This is a genomic window from Bartonella taylorii (assembly GCF_023920105.1).
GTDB classification, from domain to species: Bacteria; Pseudomonadota; Alphaproteobacteria; order Rhizobiales; family Rhizobiaceae; genus Bartonella; species Bartonella taylorii.
This window is the reverse complement of sequence record NZ_CP083693.1, coordinates 224,082-247,738: the sequence shown is the minus strand read 5'-3', so window position 1 is coordinate 247,738 and position 23,657 is coordinate 224,082. Positions and strand designations below refer to the sequence as shown.

Here is a 23,657-nt window from a genome sequence, read left to right as displayed (position 1 = left end):
TTAAAACATAAACCTTTATTTAACAGACATTTAACCTCCCCTAGAAAACAACTTTCCTCATTGTATCTAGAGTAAAGCATTTTACCTCAAAAGATTGCTTTCATGACACATAATCCAATATAAATTGTTAATAATGTTAACAATAACAAACCATACACACATCCTTTCCATATATCATAGAAACCTATATGAAATCACCAAAGGGAACTTCGTGTCTCACTGACTCGAGAGAGGATTTAAAATGAACAAATCCGTTAATGATGAAGCAAACGCATTACTTCCTTATACAGCTGTAGCAACCATCGATGTGCGTGCTATTGTTGCAAATTACACAGCTTTAACAAAACGTGTTGCTCCCATTGAATGTTCTGCGGTTGTAAAAGCGGATGCCTATGGGTTAGGTGCTGACAAAATTGCCCCTGCACTCTATCAAGCTGGTTGCCGCACTTTTTTTGTAGCTCAAATCGAAGAAGCACTCCAATTAAAAAATATTTTACCAGAAAATGTCACACTTGCTCTTCTTAACGAACTTCCACACAATACAGAAGAGCTTATAGCTAAAACAGGAATTATTCCTGTTCTAAACTCTTGGGATACACTTGAAAGCTGGCAAACACTTTGTCAAAAAAAGGATAAAAAGTTTCCCGCAATTGTTCAAATCGATACTAGTATGAACCGATTAGGACTTGATAAAAAAGAATTACAAAAACTTATCAAAAAACCTACAATTTTTGAAAAAGCAGAAATAAAATATATTCTCAGTCACCTTGCAAATGGAGATAATGCTACACATTCATACAATTATACACAATTGGCTACTTTCAAAACCATACTTGCACAATTGCCTACCTGTAAAGTTTCATTTGCCAATTCTGGAGGCATTTTTCTTGGGAACGATTTCTATTTTGACCTTGTTCGCCCAGGCATTGCACTTTACGGTGTCGACCCTCACGGAAAATACCCAACACCTCTTAAACCTGTTTTAAAACTTGAAGCCCAAGTTTTACAAAGCCGCTTTATTGACGCAGGAGTACCTATTGGTTATGGAGGAAGCTTCATTACCCGCAGACCGAGCACTCTTGCAACCATTTCTATCGGCTATGCAGATGGTTGGCCACGTATTCTTTCGAATAAGAGTGCCGTTTATTTCAATGGGCAAAAACTTCCTATTGTTGGACGCATTTCTATGGATTCCACTATCGTGGATGCTACCGATCTTGATAAAAAACCTCAAAGAGGCGATTGGGTGGAGCTTATTGGCCCCCATCAAACACTTGAAAAAGTATCGACAGATGCCAACACCATTCCTAACGAAATTCTGACATCTCTAGGGAAGCGCTATAAACGCATTTACATCTAAAACTCTCTAAAGAAACAAAGTGATAAAAATCATCAATGGCTTTCGGTACAACAGAAAAACAATACGAACTAGAAGAAAGCAATATCACTCATTATTACTAATCATATGGATTACTAATCATATGGACAAGGAAAAAGCCCACACAAAACGTGTAGGCTTTTTCCTTCATGTAAATAAATTTAATACGTATTCCCCAATGGTGGGCAAGAACAAATAAGCATTCTATCTCCCGAAACATTATCAATACGCGAAACAGGAGGCCAATATTTATTTGCTGGATCAAGATGAGGATTGGGAAAAGCCGCCTCTTGTCGTGAATAAGGTCGCATCCAAGCATCATCTAAAGTATCCACCAATGTATGCGGTGCATTTACCAAAGGATTATCTTCTTTAGGCCAAACACCGCTACCGACTTTCTGAGCTTCTTCAGCAATAGAAAGCAAAGCATCACAAAAACGATCAATTTCTGCTTTTGGTTCTGATTCCGTTGGTTCAATCATCAAAGTTCCAGCAACAGGAAACGACATCGTCGGCGCATGAAACCCGTAATCAATCAAACGTTTTGCAATATCATCAACACTCACCCCATACTGCTCTTTCAGCACGCGAGTATCCACAATACACTCATGTGCAACACGCCCATACTTGCCCCGATAAAGAATGGAATAAGCTTTTGAAAGACGCGCAGCGATATAATTGGCATTCAAAATTGCTGTTTGTGTTGCATATTTCAAGCCATCGGCGCCCATCATCCGAATATACATCCACGTAATAACAAGAATAGATGCACTTCCATAAGGAGCTGCTGAAACCGCATGTGTTGACCCATCTTCTTCATGACCTGGTAAAAAGGGCTTCAAATGTGTTGCCACACCAATTGGCCCCATACCAGGACCACCACCACCATGGGGAATGGCGAATGTTTTGTGAAGATTCATATGACAAACATCCGCCCCAATATCTGCTGGACGAGCAAGCCCAACAAGCGCATTGAGATTAGCACCATCAAAATAAACTTGCCCACCATTTTCGTGGATAATAGAGCAAATCTCTTTAATGTTTTCTTCATAAACGCCATGAGTTGAAGGATAGGTGATCATGAGAGCTGCCAATTTATCCTTATGCAATTGTGCCTTCATTTTGAGATCATCAACATCAACATCACCATCACTTAAGCATTTCACCACAATAACTTCCATACCCGCCATATGAGCTGAAGCTGGATTGGTACCGTGAGCAGAAGCAGGAATGAGACAAAGTGTGCGTTGATGGTCTCCCCGTGATTGGTGATATCGGCGGATCGCTAAAAGCCCCGCATATTCACCTTGTGCACCAGAATTTGGCTGGAAAGAAACTTGCGAAAACCCTGTGATTTCACACAACCACGCATTTAATTGGTTAATCATTTCCAAATACCCTACCACATCCTCTTTAGGTGTGAAGGGGTGTATATTGGCTACCGTAGGCCAACTCACAGGCATTAACTCAGCTGCTGCATTAAGTTTCATCGTACAAGAACCAAGCGGAATCATTGCCCGATCTAATGCTAAATCTTTGTCGGCCAAATGACGCAAAAAGCGCATCATATCCGTCTCTGAATGAACTGCATGAAAAAACGGCTGTGAAAGAAAAGCAGTATCACGCCTTTTCCCCATAAGCCTTGGAGAAACTTGATCAACTAATTGTGCACCAAAAAGCTGCGCTAAAGCATAAGCATCTTCTTGTGTTGATAATTCATCAAAATTGATCACAACTCGATCATCATCGAGAACACGAACAAGACGCCCACCTGCTTTCGCTTGACGCGCAATCTCTCGAGATTTTCCCTTAACAACAATGCTTACACAATCAAAAAAAACTTCTCCTTCACAAAGAATACCCGCTGCCTCTAAACCAGCAACAAAGCGACACGTTAAATGATGAATTCGCTGAGCAATTTCCTGCAAGCCTTGCGGTCCATGCCAAACGGCATAAGCCGTTGCCATATTTGCCAACAAAGCCTGTGCTGTACAAATATTCGACGTAGCTTTATCACGCCGGATATGTTGCTCACGTGTCTGCAATGCCAAACGAAAACCAACGCGTCCTTTTGTGTCAACGGATTGACCTACAATACGTCCTGGAATGAGGCGGGTTAAAGCTTCGCTTACCGCGAGATAACCAGCATGGGGACCACCAAATCCCATAGGAACGCCATAACGTTGCATGGAACCTACAACAATATCAGCCCCCCATTGCGCTGGTGGTTCCATCAGGGTAAGTGCCAAAGGATCAGCAACAACGATCACCAGAGCCCCTTTTGCCTTTGCCTCTTTAATGACGTCAGTGTAATCGTTAAAAGAGCCTTTTGTATCTGGCCAAGACAAAACAATCGCAGCTGTATCAGAACAAATTTCGCTCTTTTCGCTTATATGAATCCCTTGTGTTTCAGCACGCGTTTGTGCAACACTTAATGTCTGGGGATGCAAAAGACTTTGAACTGAAATTTTTGTCTTTTTCTCACGCGCAAAACGCACAGCCAGCGCGTTGGCTTCAGCTAAAGCTGTTGCTTCATCAAGAAGTGAAGCAGCTGCAACAGGCAAACCAGTGAGTTCACTCACCAATGTCTGAAAATAAAATAAAAGCTCCAAACGACCTTGGCTAATTTCTGCCTGATAGGGTGTATAAGCGGTGTACCAAGCTGGATTTTCAAAAAGATTCCGCAAAATAACGGGAGGCACATAGGTTCCATGATATCCCTGCCCAATAAAACTTTTGTGCACATGGTTACGTTCCATCATCTTGGATAATTCTTCCAAGGCTTGCCCTTCACTTGCAGCCTTTGGGAGATTAAGCGAACGCCCCAAATGGATAGAGTGCGGAACAGCTTGAGAAACCAGTGTGTCAACACAATCTAGCTCTAAAACATCAAGCATTTTTTGTGTTTCATGAGAACGAAGTCCAATATGGCGAGAAAAAAAATGACGCTCCAACATAGCACTCATCCAATCAGTGCTTTATAAGCAGCCTCATCCAGCAACCCTTCAAGTTGCGTTGCATCCTGCAATGTCATTTTCCAGAGCCAACCTTCTTTTTCAGCCTTTTGGTTAACCAGTTCAGGATTATTTGCCAATGCCTCATTCATTTCAACCACTTCACCATCAAGAGGAGCATAAACATCTGAAGCCGCTTTCACTGATTCTACAACAGCAGCAGAATCCCCCTTAGAAAGCTGTGTCCCCTTCTTTGGTAAATCAACAAAAACCAAATCCCCTAACTGTTCTTGAGCATAATGTGTAATCCCAACAGTAACCACTTGTCCTTCAACACTGAGCCATTCATGATCTTGTGTAAAATAAGTTTTAGACATAAAAATTATCCTTTAAAATAACGTTGTTCAACAAAAGGAAGTGAATGGACAGACAGTGCAATCTTTTTGCCACGCAACTCCGTAAAGACTTCCGTTCCTTCCACTTTCCAATCAACAGGAACATATCCCATCGCAACAGGACCATCAAAAGAAGGACCAAAACCACCTGACGTCACCACGCCAATTTGCTTTCCCTCATCATCGAAAAGTACCGCACCCGCACGAATAGGCTGACGGGTTTGCGGTTTTAATCCAACACGACAACGAGAAGGCCCTTTCTGAAGAGCTTCAAGAAAAGCCTTCGCTCCATAAAATTGTGCTTTTTCTCGCACATTTTTGGGAACAGCCCATGTCAATGCAGCATCAATAGGCGTAGTATCGGGCGTAATATCATTTCCATGTAAACACAATCCTGCTTCTAGCCGAAGACTATCACGCGCCGCAAGACCAACCCATTCAACACGAAAATCTCTCAATAATTTTTCAGCCAATGCATGGGCTTGCCCTATGGGAAGAGCAATTTCAAAACCATCTTCTCCCGTATAACCAGAACGCGTTATAAACCAATCTTGTTGTAGCTCAAATCCTTGCATAAACAACAGTTCATTACCAGGCACCCCAGCATCAGCCATAACAGCTGCCGCTTGTGGACCTTGGAGAGCAAGCAATACCCTCTCAAGAGCAATGACTTGGCAATCAAAACCAACAACACGCCTCTCAAGCTCCGCAAGATCGGCTTGTGCATTTCCAGCATTGGCGACCAGCATAAAACGGTTTTCTGCCAATCGAGTAATGATAAGGTCATCAAGGATACCAGCCTGCTCATTAAGCAAATAATTATACCGTGATTGACCAATCTTTAACAACGCTGCATCAACAGGGAGAGCGTACGATAAATATTCTGCTGCTTGCGCACCCTCAACGGTAATCAATTTCATATGAGAAATATCAAAAAGGCCTGCATGTGCACGCGTATGAAGATGCTCCTTCAATACTCCAAGAGGATAGGTCAACGGCATTTTCCAACCAGCAAAAGCACCAAACTTCGCTCCAGCCTTTTCATGCAATTCGTGTAAAGGAAGCATTTTTAAAGAAGATGTTTCAAATTCTTGTGATGTACCCATAATATCTCCAAAGCTGCGCTAACGCCCACAGAATATGGACGTCTCTGCACCCTTCTGTTACAAACCTGAGAGACTCGCGAAAAGAGTTTTCGCTTACACCTTCGGCGCGGACCTTTCCGACTTTCCAGATCTGCCTTGCTCCTTTTACGGTCCTTAGAGCCTGAGAGATTATGGGCTATTTTCCCCTTCGGCGGCAGGTGCGAAAGTTTGCAGTCTGCACTCTCCCGCAAAAGAATGAAAGAAACGATAACGCCCTTTCCGACATATTTCAGTCTATATCCTATCTTTGTCATACTGTCATTAGTAAAGTGATGAGAACACTCTATATTTTTAAACTTGCATAAACTGTTTTAAAAGACTTATAATGAGGGTCTTTTGAACATTATGAAAATCGTAAGTGGCCTTGCTTAAAAAATAAGGAGAAAAATTGCAAAGGCCATAAACAGAAACACGTTTTGAAAAAATACAAAATTTCGTGCGCTTAACGTGCGCTTAAAAGGATCACAAAGCAACATTTTCCCTTGCGCGATCCAACCCAAACTACGGAGTTTTATATCCTTTAAGAGTAAAAATTTCAGATATTTTATAAATATAGTCTTAACACACAAAAGGTTGATTTTTCTTCTTTATCAATTTTTTGTCTCTCAATAGTGTCATAAATTACAGCTATTATATACCAAACTTCATCGAACAAAGGTTATAAAATACTCATGAAAGCTGGTAATATCCATTACAATTGTGAAAATGATCTACCAAAGCAAATTGCCCTTTTTCCCGTAGAAGGTGCACTCTTATTGCCAGGTGGTTTTTTGTCGCTCAACATTTTTGAACCAGAAGCACTCGAAATGGTTGAAAATGTTATGATATCCAATCGTTTGCTCGGAATAATTCAACCACTTTCATCGAATACAGACCGCTTCACCTCACCACTTTATAAAATAGGCTGTATAGGGCGCATTACAAACTACAACGAAACGGGAAATGGGCAGCTTTTCATTATACTACAAGGCGTTTGTCGCTTCACCTTAGAACAGGAGTTGGTGAATGCAAAACCTTATCGAACTGCTCTCATCCGATCAAACATAGAAGACTTACAAGAACCTGATATGGTAGAAAACATTAATCGAGAAAACCTCCTCAACATTGTTGAGCAATATCTCGTCATACATGAAATAGAATATAATTGGAGCAGTATCATACAAGCCCCCACGCCTCTATTGGTTAATGCTTTTTCAGCCCTCATCCCTTTTACACCAGAAGAAAAACAAGCTCTACTCGAAGCTCCAGATATTGGAAATCGTGCCCAAACTCTTCTGGCTTTAACTGAACGCTCCCTCATGAAACAAACAGGGGCACTTTACCATTTAAACTAATAAACCCATTTAAACTAATAAACGTTGAAACATGAAAAAAATGACTACCGACCCTAAAATGCTTGAATTGCTCGTCTGCCCACTCACAGGGGAATCGCTTTCTTTAAACCGAGAAACACAAGAATTAATTTCACACAAAGCAAAACTCGCCTATCCTATTCGCGACGGCGTTCCTATTATGCTTGCCTCAGAAGCCCGTCCTTTGCAGCACAATGAAAAAGCATTGCATAAAAAATAAACAGCTTTCATTCAATTTTTTCTGTAGCAACTTGTTATCAATTAATTCTCCGTTAAGAGATATTCTTCATTCACGAATTTTTAATATTCGCTTATTCCAGTAAAGTCGTTCTGGAAAAAGTTCGCACCATCATCTATTTACCAACTCCCAATGTTATACCTATCGCATGATAGACGGTCCATAAAAAGCATACTACTTTCTTTTTAAAACGTTTTTATCCACATATTGCTTCGCTCTTATGACAGGGAAAAACATTTTTTGCTTCTAAATGGAAAGATACACCCCCATTAAAGAAATAAACCCCAAGCAATAATTTAATCACAGCGTAACGCATTTAATTGCCATAGATGTGCTTTTGGAAAGTCTACGCATTGATATGAATAAATCTATCATTTTAGCCCATATTTTTATTTGGAAAGGTATGCCAAAACTTATATGTAAAATTAAATAATTTTTTGTTGCATTTTATCTACATTAATGTAGTGTGCTTCATATTGTTTATAAAATAAGCTAACTATTAAATTTAGGAGGTAATTATGGAAAGTGCACGTGAATTATTTATAACGGAATATGAAGATGTTTGCTGTGGCTTAATACTCTGGTAATTGTGCTGGAAGAGGTGTTTAGCCTCTTCCAATCCAGTAAATAAATTAATGGGGGAGTTGAATATGGATGATGAGGGTTATCATTATTTACTGGATGGAGTTACAAATGATCTCGAGTTCTTAAAAGATGAGAAGGCCTTATATTCTTTCTTCCTTAGAGTAATAAAAAAAACAAGAATGAATATTCTTGGATTCATGTCACACAAATTTACAACAGATGGACAAGGTGTGACAGGTTTTTTTTTATTGAGTGAATCACATTTATCATTTCATACATATCCAGAGAGTAATTACATAAGTATCGATTTGTATACTTGTGGACAAGATTACGGCAATGCCATTGAATCTATTAAGACTCAATGGGAGTACACTGGACAATTATCTATTAGATCTTTCAAAAGAGGTAAGCATTTGTTGAGTATTAATGCCTCTTCGTTTTATGACTTAAATCCATCCAATGTATGATACCTATAAGAATGAAGGAAGCTATGAATATCAAAAATAACGGCTTATTTAAGTTTGATTATCAGATTCCTGTATACAATTTCTTTTTTCCAAGTCAAGGAAAGTGTCTTATTGATAAGCCATTATCTGATGTTATTGTGAATAGTAATAATGATATTAATTCGAGAGCTTTATATTTTCATATTCCTTTTTGTGAAACTATATGTACATTTTGTCCTTTTACTAAAGGTGGTTATAAAGGCGAAACTGTAATTAATAATTACACGGACGCTTTAATTAAAGAAATAGAATTAAAAGCAAATTTTGTTGATTACCAGGCTGTTCCAGTTCGGGCGATTTTTTTTGGAGGAGGAACTCCATCTTTATTATCTCCATCTAATATTTTAAAAATAGGAGCAGCTATACATAAGTATTTCAAAATAGCATCTAATTGTGAGTTTTCTTTTGAAATTGAGATAAAAAGTCTTACCGAGGAAAAAGTAATTGCTATGAAAGAAATAGGGGTTACACATCCACGCTTTGGTCTTCAAACTTTTAATCAAGAATGGAGAAAACTTTTTAATCTCACATCTACATACGAACACATTAAATTTGCTGCTAGTATATTAAATGCTAATTTTAAGTACGTACTTTTTGATATATTGTACGGTATGAACGGACAAGATGAAGAAGAAATCATTAAAGATCTCGAAATGGCTGTATCTCTTGGTACATCTAATATAGATATATACCCAATTGACAATGTTGTGACACAAGTAAAATTGCATAAAGCTATCAAAAATCGTGGTTTAGGTTTTACTACAGCAACAAGAAAATTTTCTATGAATATGCTAATAGATGCTTACATGAGAAGTAAGGGATTTATGCCTCATAATGGTCATGGTTATATTCGTACCCCAAATGTGACCTCTGATATAGTTACGGATGAATACAGTTTTGTTTATCATGAGCATGTTTATGGATATTCAAATTATGATTTGCATGGTTTTGGAGTAAATGCCGTATCATCAATACGTGAACACGTGATAACAAATTTTTCTAATCGTAATGCTTATATTACAGCCGTTAATAGCGAAAAAATGCCAGTAAATGTTAGCAAACACTCTCCAATTCTAGATGAGATAAAGCCTATCATCCTACGGCTACCTTATCATGGTTTAGTGAGGAAATCTTTAATAAAAATGGACTTTGTGCCTAGCAGTATTTTTGCTAAATTAGATGTTCTTTTATCAAATAACCTTATAGTGGAAAATAATGACTCTTGGCAACTTACGAAATTAGGCTGGTATTGGTATATTAATATTATGTTTTGGCTGATGCCAGAAGAAGATCAACGTATTTTAAAGGCATTTATTGCAAAAAAACTGGATGAAACAGGTAGATTTATAGCTAAAAAAGAGCTCATGTATGTATGATAGTAGCCTGTTCATTGATATATTTGTCCTTCTAAAGGATAAATATTTCTACAGCTAAATTATTAAGAGATTTATCAGAATATACGATTACTTTTAAGTTCATATCACAAATTTTATTAAATGTAGTATAACTTTAAGTGTAGAAAAGGTTAATATCGGATAGTTTATATGAATTTATTTTTTAAAAAGAGTCCATTAACTCTTTTTTGCTCTCTCTTTATTTCTAAAGTTGGTGATTATGCTTATGAAGTTGTTTTTGTTTTACTGGTCTTAGAATTAACAGATAACATCTTTTTTACAGGTCTTGTGTATTTTTTTCGATTTATCCCTTTTCTCTTTTTTGGCCCGATAGGAGGTTGGTTAGCTGATAATTTTTCTTTGAAGAAAAATATGATCTTAAGTGAATTGGTGAGATTATTAGCCTCATTATTCGTTTTGATAACCACTATAACAGGGACTGCGCATATTATTGTTCTTATTTTTGCAGCAATATGTACAACGATAGGAAGAAGTATTTTTCAACCAAGTTTTCAAGCTGCCATTCCCAGAATGTTTTCAATAAAGGATCTTACAAAGGCAAATAGCATTGCACAAATTATAGAAGAAACTGCATCCGTAATTGGCCCTTTAGTTTGTTCCCTACTGCTTTTTTTAGCAAATAAATCGGCAGTCCTCATTTTTGATTTCTTTACCTATTTTATAGCTATTATATTGTTATGTAATCTAATGAATTTAAATTCAAGTAAGAATAAACCATTCAATTTTATAAAAATTTATCGAGAAACAGCTTCCTATCTTAAATATATTTCTACAGAAAATAATAATTTATTTATTACGCTCGTTGGCTCATCGTTTGCTATTCTCTTTACAGGGGCAATTTTAAGATTTTTAATTCCAGCTTTTGTTCTTTCTATAGGGGGAGAGGAAAGCTTTGTTAGTTATATATTTTCTCTCATTGCTGTTGGAACTATTGTAGGTGGTTTGTTATATAGTAAAATTATATTAAATGTTACATCATTAAAGCTAATGGTATTTTGGCTTCTGTATGGGGTTATTATGTTTGTTATGCCTTTAGCTGCAATCCTTTATTTAAAACTAATTCTCATGTTAGCCTTTGTTTTAGGATTTATTGGTGCATTTGTGGATATTAGTTTAGTCTCAGCTATTCAATTATATTCTCGTCGTGAAGATTTTGGTAAGAGTTTTGGAACTTTTTCAACTTTAGCGAACTCTGCTGAAGCAGTGTCTGGCTTTATTGCTGGACTCTTTGCACTCGTGGGATTAGTGAGCTCTTTTTTAGGTATGTCTGCATTAATTATTTCAACTGGAATGATTGGCGTTATAAAAATTAAGAAAAATAAAGAGATAACACCCCTTAAAACTACAGTAGATGACGATCATTGATGTATTTGATATCTACATGCTGTTTTTTTAAGACAGTTAGTTAATTATATTTGAAACAAAAGTATTTATCTTCCTAACTGCTTTTTGATGATTTTACGTAGAGTGGTGTTCATTTGCTAAATTTTACAACAGTTGTCTTGTCTTCAAAAGTAACGAAGTAATGGGATTTTTTATCTGTATCAGGCAAAATATTTACTTATAATTATAAATCAATGCGTTGCCAGACCACGGAATACTAATGCGAGGGCGCTCGCACCCAGAGGGGGACTAAAGTGCAAGCTAAAAATCGACATTTTAATGACATTGCTGTAGGCAAAAAAATTCGCTTCAGAAGAAATATTGTAGGACTTTCTCAAAAACAATTGGGCGACCATTTAGGCGTAACTTTCCAACAAATAAAAAAATATGAGAAAGGAATAAAACCCGTTGGAGCAGGACTTTTGCAAGAAATTGCCGAAATACTGGATGTTCCACTTTCCTTCTTTTACGCTGATATCTCAACAAAAAAAGATGCCCTATATAATTATGATGAAAGAATAGCAAGTAAAGCGGAATACTTGCTTTTGAATGGTTTTAGAAGTCTTGCCTCTGGAAAACAGAGAGCAATCTTGCGATTGATTTTTGACTAAAGTGAAAACACCACCTTATTTTATAATTTTGCTGAGCATTTCTTAAACGAACGCCTTTAATAACCTTTAATGAAATATAAAAACTTCATCCGTGCAAGCAATGCGTGATGCAATTGTTGCAAAACGCAAACATCTCAAGGGAAACAATTGACAGAAGATAAGCACTTCACTAGATTGGACCTCTGTCAAGGAGATATTCATACGGCTTGGCATAAAATATTCAAGCTTTCTTAACTCTTAAAGACCAAGAGGATGGTACATTCAAAAGTGAACCGACTCGTACTGTTGTAGGTCAGGATTGGTGTACATGAAAATGAGACCTCTGAGACCAACAATATGATTTAATATTCCTGGACAACTCGCCCTTTCATAGGGTTCGCCTAGGGAAAAAATAGAGAAGAACAGGAGTATGAAAAATGAGTTTTAAAGTTGCAGTTGTCGGCGCGACTGGGAACGTTGGTCGTGAAATGCTCACAATTCTCGAAGAACGTGGTTTTCCTGCCCGTGAAGTGGTCCCTTTAGCATCACGACGCTCATTAGGACAAGATGTTTCTTATGGTGACAAAACTTTAAAAGTAAAAGCACTTGATACTTATGATTTTTCTGACACAGAGCTTTGCCTCATGTCAGCGGGAGGAAGTATTTCTAAAGAATATGCTCCTAAAATCGCTGCTGCCGGCTGCGTGGTCATCGATAATTCATCCACGTGGCGTTATGATGCAAATGTCCCATTGATTGTACCTGAAGTGAATGCACACGCTATTGATGGTTTTTCCAAACGTAATATTATAGCAAATCCTAATTGTTCAACAATTCAACTTGTCTTAGCTTTAAAACCTCTCCATGATGCTGCAAGCATTAAACGCGTTGTTGTATCCACTTATCAATCGGTTTCTGGAGCTGGTAAAGAAGGAATGGATGAACTCTTTGAACAATCACGAGCGGTTTTTGTTGCAGATCCAGTCTCATCAAAAAAATTTACCAAACGTATTGCCTTTAACGTCATTCCCCATATCGATGTGTTCATGGAAGATGGCTATACCAAAGAAGAATGGAAAATGACGGTTGAGACGAAGAAAATCCTTGACCCTAAGATCAAACTAACAGCCACTGCTGTTCGAGTACCTGTCTTTATCGGTCATGCTGAAGCTGTAAATGTTGAATTTGAAAAACCACTAAGCGCCCATGAAGCACAAGCCATTCTGCGCGATGCTCCTGGCTGCCAAGTTATCGATAAACATGAAGATGGTGGCTATATAACACCCTACGAAGGGACTGGAGAAGATGATACCTTTATTAGCCGTATTCGTGAAGATATTACGGTCGAAAATGGTTTAGCTTTCTGGGTTGTTGCTGACAATTTAAGAAAAGGAGCAGCATTGAATGCCATTCAAATTGCTGAATTGCTCATTTCTCGTAATTTGGTAAAGCCTAAGGCAGCACCCTAAAAAAGTGGCAGCCTGAAGCGTTTTTTCCACTTCATGCTGCCGTACTTTTCCTATCCCTCTTCCAAGAACAGTGAATTTTCTTTATCCTTATGGAGCAGGATAAGTCACAACACGGTAGCGTGTTTCATTACGTTCAAAATTTTTGAAATTGACATCATTGGGGAAAAACGGGTTATAAGCCGTTACGTGCTTTACAGATACACCTTGTGCCTTTTGTGATGGGTTCAAAATTGTACGCTCATCCCTTTTTTTTACACCTGTAGAATCGATAAGTATATCTGTTCTGTACAATTTTTGCACGTTTTTTCGTGTTTTTTGAGGCGCCCTCATAGATTTGGAATGAGGAGCAGCCTGCTTCACTTCTCCTTTTTGTGTTTTTATCATAGAGTGCGGCTTCATACGCATATGTGCAAAAGAAATCGTAGGAACATTGTTAACATTTACATAACGTGCCGAAGCCCAACCATCCCTTTCATTATAACGAAGAGAACACCAAGTTTTATTGGAGAGACACCCATGAATTTGCACTTTTCCTCCCTTTGGAACAGTAGCAATAACTTTGTAAGTTTTCGCTGGTCCTGTACGTAAAACCGCCTTACCTGATGCTACGCGAGCAACTGTTCCAGCTACCGCATGAGAAACAGTCATTCCAAGCCCCAATCCACCTATAGCTAACAAAATCATTGTGGTTGATAAAAAATTCTTTTTTAACATTATTTTTCTTCCTCTCCAGAGTATGAAAGGCAAAATATTTGTCATTGCAAAAATTTGCCACGTTTCAGTCAAATAGTAATAAATTCTTGTGTCACCATCAAAAACCCATCACATTTAGAGAACAGCTCTCTTACTTTGTCCCCTACCGCCCTATACACTGGGCTATTGTTTTGATTGCGCAATATTCGACGCGTAGATTTACTGCTAAAATATCATCTAATTGCTTGGCTATTCAGCCAATCATCACTTAAAGAAGTTTTGAAAGTGCTATTGGTTCCCCAAACAAATAACTGCGATACAAGAATTATCATCTAAATTGAGAAAAAGTACCGCGAGCGCATTATGTTGTTTTACAAAGAATGCTTACCAGTATAGGAAAAAATAACATTATTTTTTTGAATAAAAATGATTGAATATTCTATAAAGCTTTTATAAGCTTAAAATCCCTTAAAAATAGTGCAGAATTATATTTTCTTCCCTCAACAAGTCTCTTGGAAAAGAAAAAAGGATAAACATCCATGACATTAAAGAAATTATCTCGGAATGCCACCATCGGATTCCTCCTTCCTCTCTTTGCACTTTTCTTGTCTGTTCCCTTTTCCATGGCAGCAGACAAATCAAAAATCAAACTCGGTGTTATGGAAGGGCATGAAGCAACTATTTGGAAAGTTGCTGCCGAACAAGCTAAAGAAGCGGGTTTAGAGATTGAACTTGTTTATTTTTCTGATTACACTTTGCCTAACGATGCGGTTAATGCAGGAGAGATTGATGCGAATGCTTTTCAACACTCCCCTTATCTTAAAAATCAAATTGAACAGCGTGGCTACAAACTTTCAACTGTGGGGTACACATTTATTGCTCCCATTGGTGTTTATTCACACAAAATCAAAGATTTAAAAGAACTGCGTGATGGCGCACATGTTGGCATTCCTAACGACCCATCAAATGGTGGAAGAGCCTTACTTCTTCTCAATTCTTTAAATCTCATTAAGTTAAAAGATCCTCACGATATTCTAGCTTCTCCGCTTGATATTATTGAAAACCCTAAAAACTTGCAAATTCGTGAATTAGATGCCGGTATGTTAGGACGAGCAGTTGATGATTTTGATATTGCAATTGTAAACACAAACTGGGCTTTGGTTTCTGGATTAGACCTACAAAAAGACGCGATAGCATGGGAAAAAGCAGAGAATAATCCTTATAATAATATAATTGTTGTGCGCACCAGCGATAAAGATGAGCCATGGGTCAAAAAATTAGTTTCTGCTTACAATAACGAGACTGTCCGTGCGAAAATCAAAGAAATTTTCGGGCTAGCCGCGCAAACATCTTGGTAATTACGCCAAATTGGTAGTTATGAATGGAAAAACCCGCTCTGATCTCCTTAAAAAACGTCAGCCGTTATTTTAACAAAACGGCTGGCATTCCGGCTGTTGACAATTTATCTCTCAATATCCACGCAGGTGAAATTCTTGGCATTATTGGTCGTAGTGGAGCGGGAAAATCAACACTTATTCGCTGCTTAAATGGACTAGAGAGAATTGACGCAGGGTCTATTTTTTTTGAAGGCGTAGATGTTTCAAATCTGTCAGAAACACAATGGGCGCCTTACCGGCAGCGTATTGGAATGATTTTTCAACATTTCAATCTTTTATCATCACAAAATATTCTTAATAACATCGCATTACCACTTAAATTAAGTGGTATAAACAAAAAACAGCGCTACAAACGTGCTCTTGAACTCATCGAATTGGTCGGCTTATGTGGTAAAGAGCACTGTTATCCGGCAGAATTGTCAGGAGGGCAAAAACAACGCGTTGGCATTGCGCGCTCTTTAGCTGCTAATCCTAAAATATTGTTATCAGATGAAGCAACCTCTGCTCTGGACCCTGAAACAACACAATCTATTCTGGAACTTCTTGCTGATATTAACAATCGTCTAAATCTCACTATTGTACTCATTACCCACGAAATGGAAGTTGTACGCACTATTGCGCATCGCGTTGTTGTCCTCAATCAAGGACGCATTATGGAACAAGGACGTGTGAAAGACATTTTCACCTCTCCGCAAGAGGAAACAACCATTGCCATGCTCAAACTTGTTACTCCACAACTTCCTGAAAAATTTGCAAAAAATCTTAAACCAATAGGCCAAGAAGCTGTTATTGAAATCAATATTGCAGGTGAAATTGCCCAACAACCTTTTCTCAATCTTTTGGAAGATGAAATCGGTTTAAGAGCACGTATTCTGCATGGTGGTATTGATACAGTCCAAGGAGAAACCATCGGGCGACTATTCTTAGGTCTCCCAACAGAAGATAAAGAAGCTTTAGAAAAAGCTGTTCAGTGGTTGACAGAAAAAGGACGATATTGCGAGGTTTTAGGTTATGTTTAATGTTCTCTCTCATGAACTCCCCAACGCTGTTTTTGATACAATCTTGATGACGATAAGTGCTTCTTTGATGGCGCTTATTATAGGACTTCCCCTTGGTCTTCTCCTTTACACAACCGCACGTGGAGGGATTTTTGCCTCCTGTCTTATCAATCGCCCTTTGAGTATCCTCATTGATAGTATTCGTGCCATTCCCTTTATTATTCTTGCATTTTATCTTCTTCCTGTCACCCGTATAGTTGTAGGAAGAGGTGTAGGAATGCCTTCTGTAATCTTTGTACTCACCATCTCAGCTATTCCTTTTTATGCACGAATGGCAGAACTCTCTTTTAAAACCGTTGAAAACGGTCTAATTGAAGCTGTTCGTTCTATGGGAGCAAGCCGTCTTCAAATTATTAGGCATGTTCTTATTCCTGAAGCGCTCCCTAGCCTGATCACAGGTTTTACAGTCATGATTATTTCTCTTATAGGAGCCACTTCGCTTGCCGGATATCTCGGCGGAGGCGGTTTAGGCGACATGGCAATCCGCTATGGCTATCAACGCTATAATACTTCTATCATGACAAGTGTCATCATCCTTTTGATTATTCTTAATATTATTACCCAGTGGTCTTCTGATAAAATTGTGCAGAGATTAGATAAGAAAAGACATTAAAATTTAACAATTTGAGTTTTTCCAAACCAACATAATGAACAGTGAAAATAATTTAGGTGGTATGAAAAACCACCATGATTATCAGCATTGTAATAGCTCTATTATGACAAGTATCATCATACTTTTTTGTTCTTATATTATTATCAAGGGACCTCTAATAAAACTGTGTAGAAACTTGATAAAATAACGTACTAAAATAATTTAGAAATTCTCAGATTTTTCGCCAACCATAGCAACAATAAGCCACTGAGCAATGAGAGCTGGTTTTTTTAAGTTTTCAATTTCCACCGTAACGCCATAATGAAAAACAACTCGGCCAGAAGGTCGAATCTCGGCATCATTTAAAACAAAACGAGCACGTACCTGTGCACCTGTTTTCACAGGGCTCATAAAACGCACTTTATCAAAACCATAATTAATACCCATTGTTGCACCTTCCAACTCTGGAAGTGCCTCATAAGCTAACGTAGACAAAAGTGATAAGGTTAAAAAACCATGTGCAATAGTACCACCAAAAGGTGTGTTTCTAGCCTTTTCCTCATCTACGTGTATCCATTGATGATCATCTGTCGCTTGTGCAAATTGATTAATCATATCTTGCGTAACAAGACGCCATTGAGATAATCCTACCTCTTTCCCAATAAAATTGACGACATCTTGTACTGCTATTTTTTGCTGCATAACACTATTCCTATTTTATTTGATAAAAGTACCGCAACCCTCTTGCTTTTATAAAACCCATTGATTAGAGCATCAAGAAAAGATTAGCTATCTTAGAGAGCAAATGCGCCTTATGAATAAGAAAACACCCTTTTAACAAGGTAATTTTCAAATAGGAAAAAATAATGGCAAGCAATGTGAGCTTAACAGGTTTAGCGCGGGATCTGAAGCAGCGTGCAGAAACCCACCCACCCATCCGTGTTGGACTCATTGGTTGTGGTGAAATGGGGACAGATTTGCTATCAAGTATTGCACATATGGATGGCATAGTAGTCGCAGCCGTTGCCACCAGGACACCGTCACGTATTTTTGATGCCGCCGCGCTAGCCTACGGCGAAGATGGGCATGTACGAGAAGTTGAAAACACTCATTTCCTAACTCGAAGCATTGAACAAGGTCTGATTGCAGCGACAGATGATCTTGATCTTGTTTTACGCCATGAACAAATTGATATTATCGTTGATGCAACAGGCTATCCTGAAGCTGGAGCCGAAATTGGTTTCAAAGCGCTTGAAAACAACAAACACCTTGTCATGATGAATGTTGAAGCAGATGTTACAATTGGCACTTATCTAAAACATGAAGCAGAAAAACGAGGTCTTGTTTATACACTTGGTGCCGGTGATGAACCTACGTCCTGCATGGAACTCATCGAATTTGTTTCAGCCCTTGGGCATAAGATTGTTGCGGCTGGTAAAGGAAAAAATAATCCTCTTATCTTTGATGCCACACCTGACACTTACGAAGAAGAAGCATCAAGACGTAATATGAATGTCCGTATGTTAGTTGAATTTATTGATGGTTCCAAAACAATGGTTGAAATGGCTGCCATTGCCAATGCAACAGGGCTTCTCCCCGATTGCCCAGGAATGCATGGTCCACAAGCAGCACTTCAAGATTTAAGCAAAGTGCTTATTCCAAAACAGGATGGTGGTATTTTGGAGAAATGTGGCGTTGTAGACTATTCAATAGGCCAAGGAGTTTCCCCAGGTGTTTTTGTCATTGCAGAAATAGCACATCCACGTCTCCGCGAACGTATGGAAGATTTAAAAATTGGTCAGGGACCTTACTTCACCTTTCATCGTCCCTATCATTTAACAGCAATGGAAGTTCCTTTAACCTGTGCGCGTGTTATGCTGTATGGCAAAGAAGATATGGCTCCACTTAACACCCCCGTGGTAGAAGTCTGTGCTGTTGCTAAAAAAGATTTATATCCTGGTGATCAGTTGGACTTTATTGGTCTTTACAGTTATCGCGCTTGGATAATGAATCTTGCAGAAGCACGTGCTCATCAAGCTATTCCCTGTGGTCTTTTAGAAAAAGCGACAGTGACAGCTAAAATCAAAAAGAATGAACTCATAACAGCACATAACACTGCTATTCGAGAAGACCAGTGGATTGCAAAACTTCGCAAAAAACAAGACCTTTTACTTAATTGCCTCCCCCTTGTTGAAGCATAAAAAAAGCCTTATTATCTTTTTACTATATAAAATAGCTATAAACTGTACAAGAGAGCTTAGGTTCCTAGCTTGCTGAAAAGATATATCGAGAAAATGGTTTTGAACTTTTTCTGATCTATATCGGCATAACACCTTATCTTGCCTTCAAAAAGATAACCTATCAGTCCCCTTGTCCAATGCTGCACCAATCGCCTTCAAACATAAGCCTTTCAAAAATAATAAAATGATGAATAAACCTCGCTAATGAAATTGATAAAACTACGCAATATCAAACAATAACGCCACAATAGATACCACAACGCCAAGTATATCGGCTACAGCGAAAGAAGCTAATAGTGAAACAACGCTAATGCCACCCCAAAACATATCGAAGTAAGATACCCTCTCAACTTTCCCAAAAGCTAACCCACCTTGTTCCCTAGTATTTCGGATCACGGCCATATTCACAGCCTTAGAAACTGTATCCCTCACTGGTGCAATAACAAGAATCTCCTCTCGAAGTTGAGCTTCCATAATGCTCGCATTCCCCGCTATGCTTTGTGTAAAACAAAGAATAAACGCTGTAAAAATACATAAATACAGGCGATTTTTAAATAATTTAAACATAGCTTTCTTTGCTCCTCTTTTCTTTACTGAAAAAGTAAAAAAATATTCAAAGCTATATGTATTTTAACATATATAATACAATACGATATGTTATATAATACATTATGTATTTCATGTAAATATACAAAAAACATAATTTTTAAAAGAAAAAGAAAATTAACTATAAACTATGAAGAACTCTACTAAAAAACTCGATTTCTTAAGTAAAAGCGCAAACAAAACAAGTTCTTTTGAAAAAATCAGAACATCATAAAAGACCTATATTGAAAAGAACTCAAGCATAGAAACCAAGTTCATATTATCAAAATACTACAGAATCAAAATAAACACTCTTGCTTAGCTATACAGAAAAAGGGATATTCGTAGCTTCATATGAGTTTGAATTTTTAAAAGACAAGTGAGAAGATTTATTTTCATGATGTGATAGAGTATTTAATATCTCTCAATATGTACTTTTAAAAACAGCAGCATTCATCAGAAAACCTCACAAAATATACCTACTCTTTGAATATTTATAACCTCATATTATATCAAAAATTGAGGTCATTTTTCTCAATGAGATCTTCACCGTTTTTAACAAATTCCTCACTTGTGTTGTACACATATTTGATGCAAAATGCTCTTGTTTGCGTTTTTCCTATATATAGCTTAAAATCGGGAAAAATGACTTTACAATTTCATATTGATTAACTTTTCTTTTTTGACAAATAAGTTTATGATATCCGATACGCCTTTCCTCGCTCTTTTGCCCTTGGGCGCGCACGAATATCACGGAAATCATCTTCCTTTTGAAACCGATTGGATTATTGCTGAAGCTTTTGCAAAAGCACTCACTTTACAAACACAAGAGCAATTTCATATAGCGCTCTTACCGGTGGAAAAAATTGGCTATTCGGTGGAACATATGGACGTCACTGGTACACAAACCCTCACCTTTTCTGAAGCAATAGAGCGCTGGATAAACATAGGTGAAAGCTGCTATCATAAAGGAATTAAACGCATTCTCCTTCTTAACGCGCACGGAGGAAATTCACCTTTAATGAGCATTGTCATCACCGAACTACGAAGACGTTTTTCAATGCTTGCAGTAGCGACAAGTTGGACTCGTTTTGGCTTACCAGAAGGCTTGATGAAACCGTCTCAACACCATCTTGATATCCATGGAGGATTTATTGAAACCTCCTTAATGCTTTATTTAGCACCAGAAAAAGTACACATGGAAAAAGCAGAAAATTTCCATAATAAGCAATCTGATATGATTGCCAATTATCGCTATTTACGCGCCTATGGTCCTCATGCCTTTGGGTGGACAATGCGGGATCTGAACACACAAGGAGCAGTAGGCAATGCAAGTGAAGCAACACCGCAAGCAGGTGAAGCAATTTTTTCTCATGTTCTTTGCGGACTTCGTGATTTACTTGATGATATCAACCGGTTTAAAATAAATGCATTACAATAAAAGGCGTAAACCATGGAAAAAAAACAAAAAACGCTCAACAAAATCCCCGTTACGGTTCTTACAGGCTATCTTGGCTCAGGAAAAACCACTCTTCTCAATCGCATTCTCAGCGAAAACCATGGAAAACGTTATGCCGTCATTGTCAATGAATTTGGTGAAATTGGCATCGACAATGACCTTATTATTGAATCAGACGAAGAAATTTACGAAATGAATAATGGTTGTGTTTGCTGTACCGTGCGTGGCGATCTTATTCGTATTTTGGAAAGTCTGATGCAACGCTCTCATCGATTTGATGCCATTATTTTAGAAACAACAGGACTTGCTGATCCCATTCCTGTTGCGCAAACTTTCTTTATGGATGATACTGTCCATGAAAAAACTGCTCTCGACAGTGTCATCGCAGTCGTTGATGCAAAACATTTTCCACTCCAACTTAAAAAAAGCCGTGAAGCTGAAGATCAAATTGCCTTCTCTGACATCATTTTGTTAAATAAAATTGATCTTGTTAGTGCAGAAGAATGTGCACATGTGCAATCACTTATTCTCGCAATTAATCCTCGAGCCATACTTTATGCAACAGAACGCGCCAATATCCCACTTAATAAACTCCTAGACCGTGGTTCATTTGACCTACAACGCACACTAGACAACGATCCCCATTTCCTCGATCACCAACATTCAAACCATGTGTGTGGTCCAGATTGCAATCATCATCACGTACATCACCATACTGCCACCATTCATGATATTACGATAAGTTCCATAAGTTTAAAAACAAGTGCTCTTCATCCAGAAAAATTTTTCTCTTGGATCCAACAAGTAACTCAGCAACAAGGCCCTGATATTTTGCGTTTAAAGGGTATTATTGCATTTCAAGGAGACGATGACCGTTATGTCATTCAAGGCATACATATGATCCTTGAAGGACAACATCAACGTCCATGGCGTGAAAATGAAAAACGTGAAAGCCGACTTGTTTTCATTGGTCGCAATCTTGATCCCGACAAGCTTAAAACTGGTTTTGAAAATTGTGCATAAGTGAGTGACAATGCCAAGCATTACCCATTACGATCTCCAAAGTTATTGCCTTTCCTGTGGCTTTATTGAGAATAAACCAACCTTCGTCTCCGTAGAAGGTTTAATTGTTTTTTTAGAATCTCCCCCCAAAACCATTAAAGTTCACCAAGGAATAATTTCAAGCCATTTTGCACATGATAACACAGCTATCATCACAGGTGGAGAAGATGGAAAGGTCTGTCAAACAACAGCAGATGGTCGTACAGAATTGCTAAGCAAACAAGAAAGCAAATGGATAAATAACGTTGCTTTTGGACCACAGAAAATTTATGCCTTTTCCTCCTCACGTCGAACATGGGCAAATGTTGGTAACGGACTACAAGAACTCCTCCATGAACGGTGTGTAGAAGGGCTTGCTTTCGCTCCAAAAGGTTTACGACTTGCCGTTGCCCATTACAATGGTGTGACCCTTCATTGGTTATCAACGCAAACAACACCAACTACGCTGGTATGGAAAGGAGCACATTTTGGTGTCACTTTCTCACCAGACAACCGCTATGTGATTTCTACTATGCAAGAAAACGCTCTCCATGGCTGGCGTCTCATTGATAATCAACATTTACGCATGAGTGGCTATCCGAGCAAAGTCAAAAAATGGTCTTGGAGTGCAAAAGGAAAATGGCTAGCAACATCAGGTGCATCAGCGGCCATTGTTTGGCCCTTTCATGCGAAAGATGGTCCCATGGGGAAAGCACCATTAGAACTCGGCACACAAGCAAATGCGCTTGTCAACACCGTTGCATGTCATCCAAATAAAGAAATTGTAGCAATAGGCTTCAATGATGGAATGATTTTGTGTGCATATTTTCACGATGGAAAAGAAGTCCTTCTAAAAGGTTGTGGAACAAGCGCCATCTCAGCTCTAAACTGGGATCAAACGGGTCACAACCTCGCCTTTGGAAGCGAAAGCGGTGAATGCGGTATTATCAACATCATTCTTTAAGAAAAGCACCAACAATAGCTATCATCGCAGATAAAAATAGCTGTACAATTCTCCAGAAACAATTAAGCACCAAAACTCTCTTTCTCTCTAAAGAAAAACTAAACACATCAAATAAGAAAATGTCTTTAAAATGTCTGAGCTGTTTACCCTTGAACGTTGCTATCTTATCCAGCCAAGAATAGAAGGATCCCACCCTAAACAAACCATAAGCGAATAAC

At 38.2% G+C, this 23,657-nt stretch carries 21 protein-coding genes and 1 riboswitch; of the genes, 15 read left to right on the top strand and 6 right to left on the bottom strand.

Annotated features, from left to right (window positions below; translation table 11 throughout):
- The first annotated feature begins 241 nt into the window (after positions 1-241).
- Entirely contained in the window at positions 242-1,360 is a 1,119-nt protein-coding gene (gene alr / locus LBE40_RS00985) for an alanine racemase (RefSeq protein ID WP_004861104.1), read from the top strand.
- Positions 1,361-1,539: 179 nt separating this feature from the next.
- On the opposite strand, the gene gcvP is transcribed toward alr, so the two are convergent.
- Genes gcvP through gcvT form a run of 3 tightly spaced genes read right to left on the bottom strand, consistent with a single transcriptional unit; the run spans position 1,540 to position 5,833 of the window.
- Positions 1,540-4,335, bottom strand: coding sequence for an aminomethyl-transferring glycine dehydrogenase (gene gcvP / locus LBE40_RS00980; RefSeq protein ID WP_004861102.1), 2,796 nt, complete (start codon positions 4,333-4,335; stop codon positions 1,540-1,542).
- Positions 4,336-4,340: 5 nt separating this feature from the next.
- Complete coding sequence (gcvH, locus tag LBE40_RS00975) at positions 4,341-4,709, bottom strand: glycine cleavage system protein GcvH (protein ID WP_004861099.1); 369 nt, start codon at positions 4,707-4,709, stop codon at positions 4,341-4,343.
- Positions 4,710-4,714: 5 nt separating this feature from the next.
- Positions 4,715-5,833, bottom strand: coding sequence for a glycine cleavage system aminomethyltransferase GcvT (gene gcvT, locus LBE40_RS00970; protein WP_004861097.1), 1,119 nt, complete (start codon positions 5,831-5,833; stop codon positions 4,715-4,717).
- Between the two features lie 137 nt (positions 5,834-5,970).
- Positions 5,971-6,070, bottom strand: a riboswitch (glycine riboswitch).
- A 473-nt stretch (positions 6,071-6,543) separates the two neighbouring features.
- Between gcvT and LBE40_RS00965 the strand changes: the two genes are divergently transcribed.
- The 7 genes from LBE40_RS00965 to LBE40_RS00935 all read left to right on the top strand — a co-directional run bounded on the left by LBE40_RS00965 (position 6,544) and on the right by LBE40_RS00935 (position 13,410).
- Positions 6,544-7,206 (top strand): LON peptidase substrate-binding domain-containing protein, encoded by a 663-nt coding sequence (locus LBE40_RS00965; RefSeq protein ID WP_004861094.1) that lies wholly within the window; start codon positions 6,544-6,546, stop codon positions 7,204-7,206.
- A gap of 31 nt (positions 7,207-7,237) precedes the next feature.
- Positions 7,238-7,444, top strand: coding sequence for a Trm112 family protein (locus LBE40_RS00960; RefSeq protein ID WP_004861091.1), 207 nt, complete (start codon positions 7,238-7,240; stop codon positions 7,442-7,444).
- 668 nt (positions 7,445-8,112) lie between these two features.
- Positions 8,113-8,514, top strand: coding sequence for an adenosylmethionine decarboxylase (gene speD / locus LBE40_RS00955; RefSeq protein WP_004861088.1), 402 nt, complete (start codon positions 8,113-8,115; stop codon positions 8,512-8,514).
- A 23-nt stretch (positions 8,515-8,537) separates the two neighbouring features.
- A complete protein-coding gene (locus LBE40_RS00950) occupies positions 8,538-9,929 on the top strand; it encodes a coproporphyrinogen-III oxidase family protein (protein ID WP_004861083.1) in 1,392 nt (463 codons plus the stop codon).
- Positions 9,930-10,097: 168 nt separating this feature from the next.
- A complete protein-coding gene (locus LBE40_RS00945) occupies positions 10,098-11,333 on the top strand; it encodes an MFS transporter (RefSeq protein WP_004861080.1) in 1,236 nt (411 codons plus the stop codon).
- Between the two features lie 272 nt (positions 11,334-11,605).
- Complete coding sequence (locus tag LBE40_RS00940; RefSeq protein WP_004861078.1) at positions 11,606-11,962, top strand: helix-turn-helix domain-containing protein; 357 nt, start codon at positions 11,606-11,608, stop codon at positions 11,960-11,962.
- Between the two features lie 416 nt (positions 11,963-12,378).
- A complete protein-coding gene (locus LBE40_RS00935) occupies positions 12,379-13,410 on the top strand; it encodes an aspartate-semialdehyde dehydrogenase (protein ID WP_004861075.1) in 1,032 nt (343 codons plus the stop codon).
- Between the two features lie 87 nt (positions 13,411-13,497).
- Here LBE40_RS00935 and LBE40_RS00930 read toward each other — a convergent pair whose 3' ends face one another.
- Positions 13,498-14,124, bottom strand: a complete 627-nt coding sequence (locus tag LBE40_RS00930) for an SH3 domain-containing protein (protein ID WP_004861072.1) — start codon at positions 14,122-14,124, stop codon at positions 13,498-13,500.
- 518 nt (positions 14,125-14,642) lie between these two features.
- On the opposite strand from LBE40_RS00930, the gene LBE40_RS00925 reads away from it, so the two are divergent.
- Genes LBE40_RS00925 through LBE40_RS00915 form a run of 3 tightly spaced genes read left to right on the top strand, consistent with a single transcriptional unit; the run spans position 14,643 to position 17,171 of the window.
- The gene (locus LBE40_RS00925; protein ID WP_004861069.1) at positions 14,643-15,461 is read left to right on the top strand and encodes a MetQ/NlpA family ABC transporter substrate-binding protein; all 819 of its coding nucleotides are present in this window, start codon (positions 14,643-14,645) and stop codon (positions 15,459-15,461) included.
- 23 nt (positions 15,462-15,484) lie between these two features.
- Positions 15,485-16,519: a methionine ABC transporter ATP-binding protein gene (locus LBE40_RS00920; RefSeq protein ID WP_004861067.1), complete on the top strand. Its 1,035-nt coding sequence runs from the start codon at positions 15,485-15,487 to the stop codon at positions 16,517-16,519.
- Positions 16,512-17,171 (top strand): methionine ABC transporter permease, encoded by a 660-nt coding sequence (locus LBE40_RS00915; RefSeq protein WP_004861064.1) that lies wholly within the window; start codon positions 16,512-16,514, stop codon positions 17,169-17,171. The genes LBE40_RS00920 and LBE40_RS00915 overlap by 8 nt, the downstream gene beginning before the upstream one ends.
- A 201-nt stretch (positions 17,172-17,372) precedes the next feature.
- Here the strand turns inward: LBE40_RS00915 and LBE40_RS00910 are convergent, their stop codons facing one another.
- Positions 17,373-17,852 (bottom strand): MaoC family dehydratase, encoded by a 480-nt coding sequence (locus tag LBE40_RS00910; protein WP_004861063.1) that lies wholly within the window; start codon positions 17,850-17,852, stop codon positions 17,373-17,375.
- Between the two features lie 164 nt (positions 17,853-18,016).
- Here LBE40_RS00910 and LBE40_RS00905 point away from each other — a divergent pair, with 164 nt between their 5' ends.
- Positions 18,017-19,351: an NAD(P)H-dependent oxidoreductase gene (locus tag LBE40_RS00905; protein ID WP_004861060.1), complete on the top strand. Its 1,335-nt coding sequence runs from the start codon at positions 18,017-18,019 to the stop codon at positions 19,349-19,351.
- A 258-nt stretch (positions 19,352-19,609) separates the two neighbouring features.
- Here the strand turns inward: LBE40_RS00905 and LBE40_RS00900 are convergent, their stop codons facing one another.
- Positions 19,610-19,957 carry a hypothetical protein gene (locus LBE40_RS00900; protein ID WP_004861057.1) on the bottom strand — a complete coding sequence of 116 codons (348 nt, stop codon included), beginning with the start codon at positions 19,955-19,957 and terminating at the stop codon, positions 19,610-19,612.
- 715 nt (positions 19,958-20,672) lie between these two features.
- Here LBE40_RS00900 and LBE40_RS00895 point away from each other — a divergent pair.
- Genes LBE40_RS00895 through LBE40_RS00885 form a run of 3 tightly spaced genes read left to right on the top strand, consistent with a single transcriptional unit; the run spans position 20,673 to position 23,439 of the window.
- The gene (locus LBE40_RS00895) at positions 20,673-21,416 is read left to right on the top strand and encodes a creatininase family protein (protein ID WP_004861054.1); all 744 of its coding nucleotides are present in this window, start codon (positions 20,673-20,675) and stop codon (positions 21,414-21,416) included.
- 12 nt (positions 21,417-21,428) lie between these two features.
- Positions 21,429-22,457: a CobW family GTP-binding protein gene (locus tag LBE40_RS00890; protein WP_004861052.1), complete on the top strand. Its 1,029-nt coding sequence runs from the start codon at positions 21,429-21,431 to the stop codon at positions 22,455-22,457.
- 10 nt (positions 22,458-22,467) lie between these two features.
- Positions 22,468-23,439 carry a WD40 repeat domain-containing protein gene (locus tag LBE40_RS00885; RefSeq protein ID WP_004861048.1) on the top strand — a complete coding sequence of 324 codons (972 nt, stop codon included), beginning with the start codon at positions 22,468-22,470 and terminating at the stop codon, positions 23,437-23,439.
- The last annotated feature ends 218 nt before the right edge of the window (positions 23,440-23,657 follow it).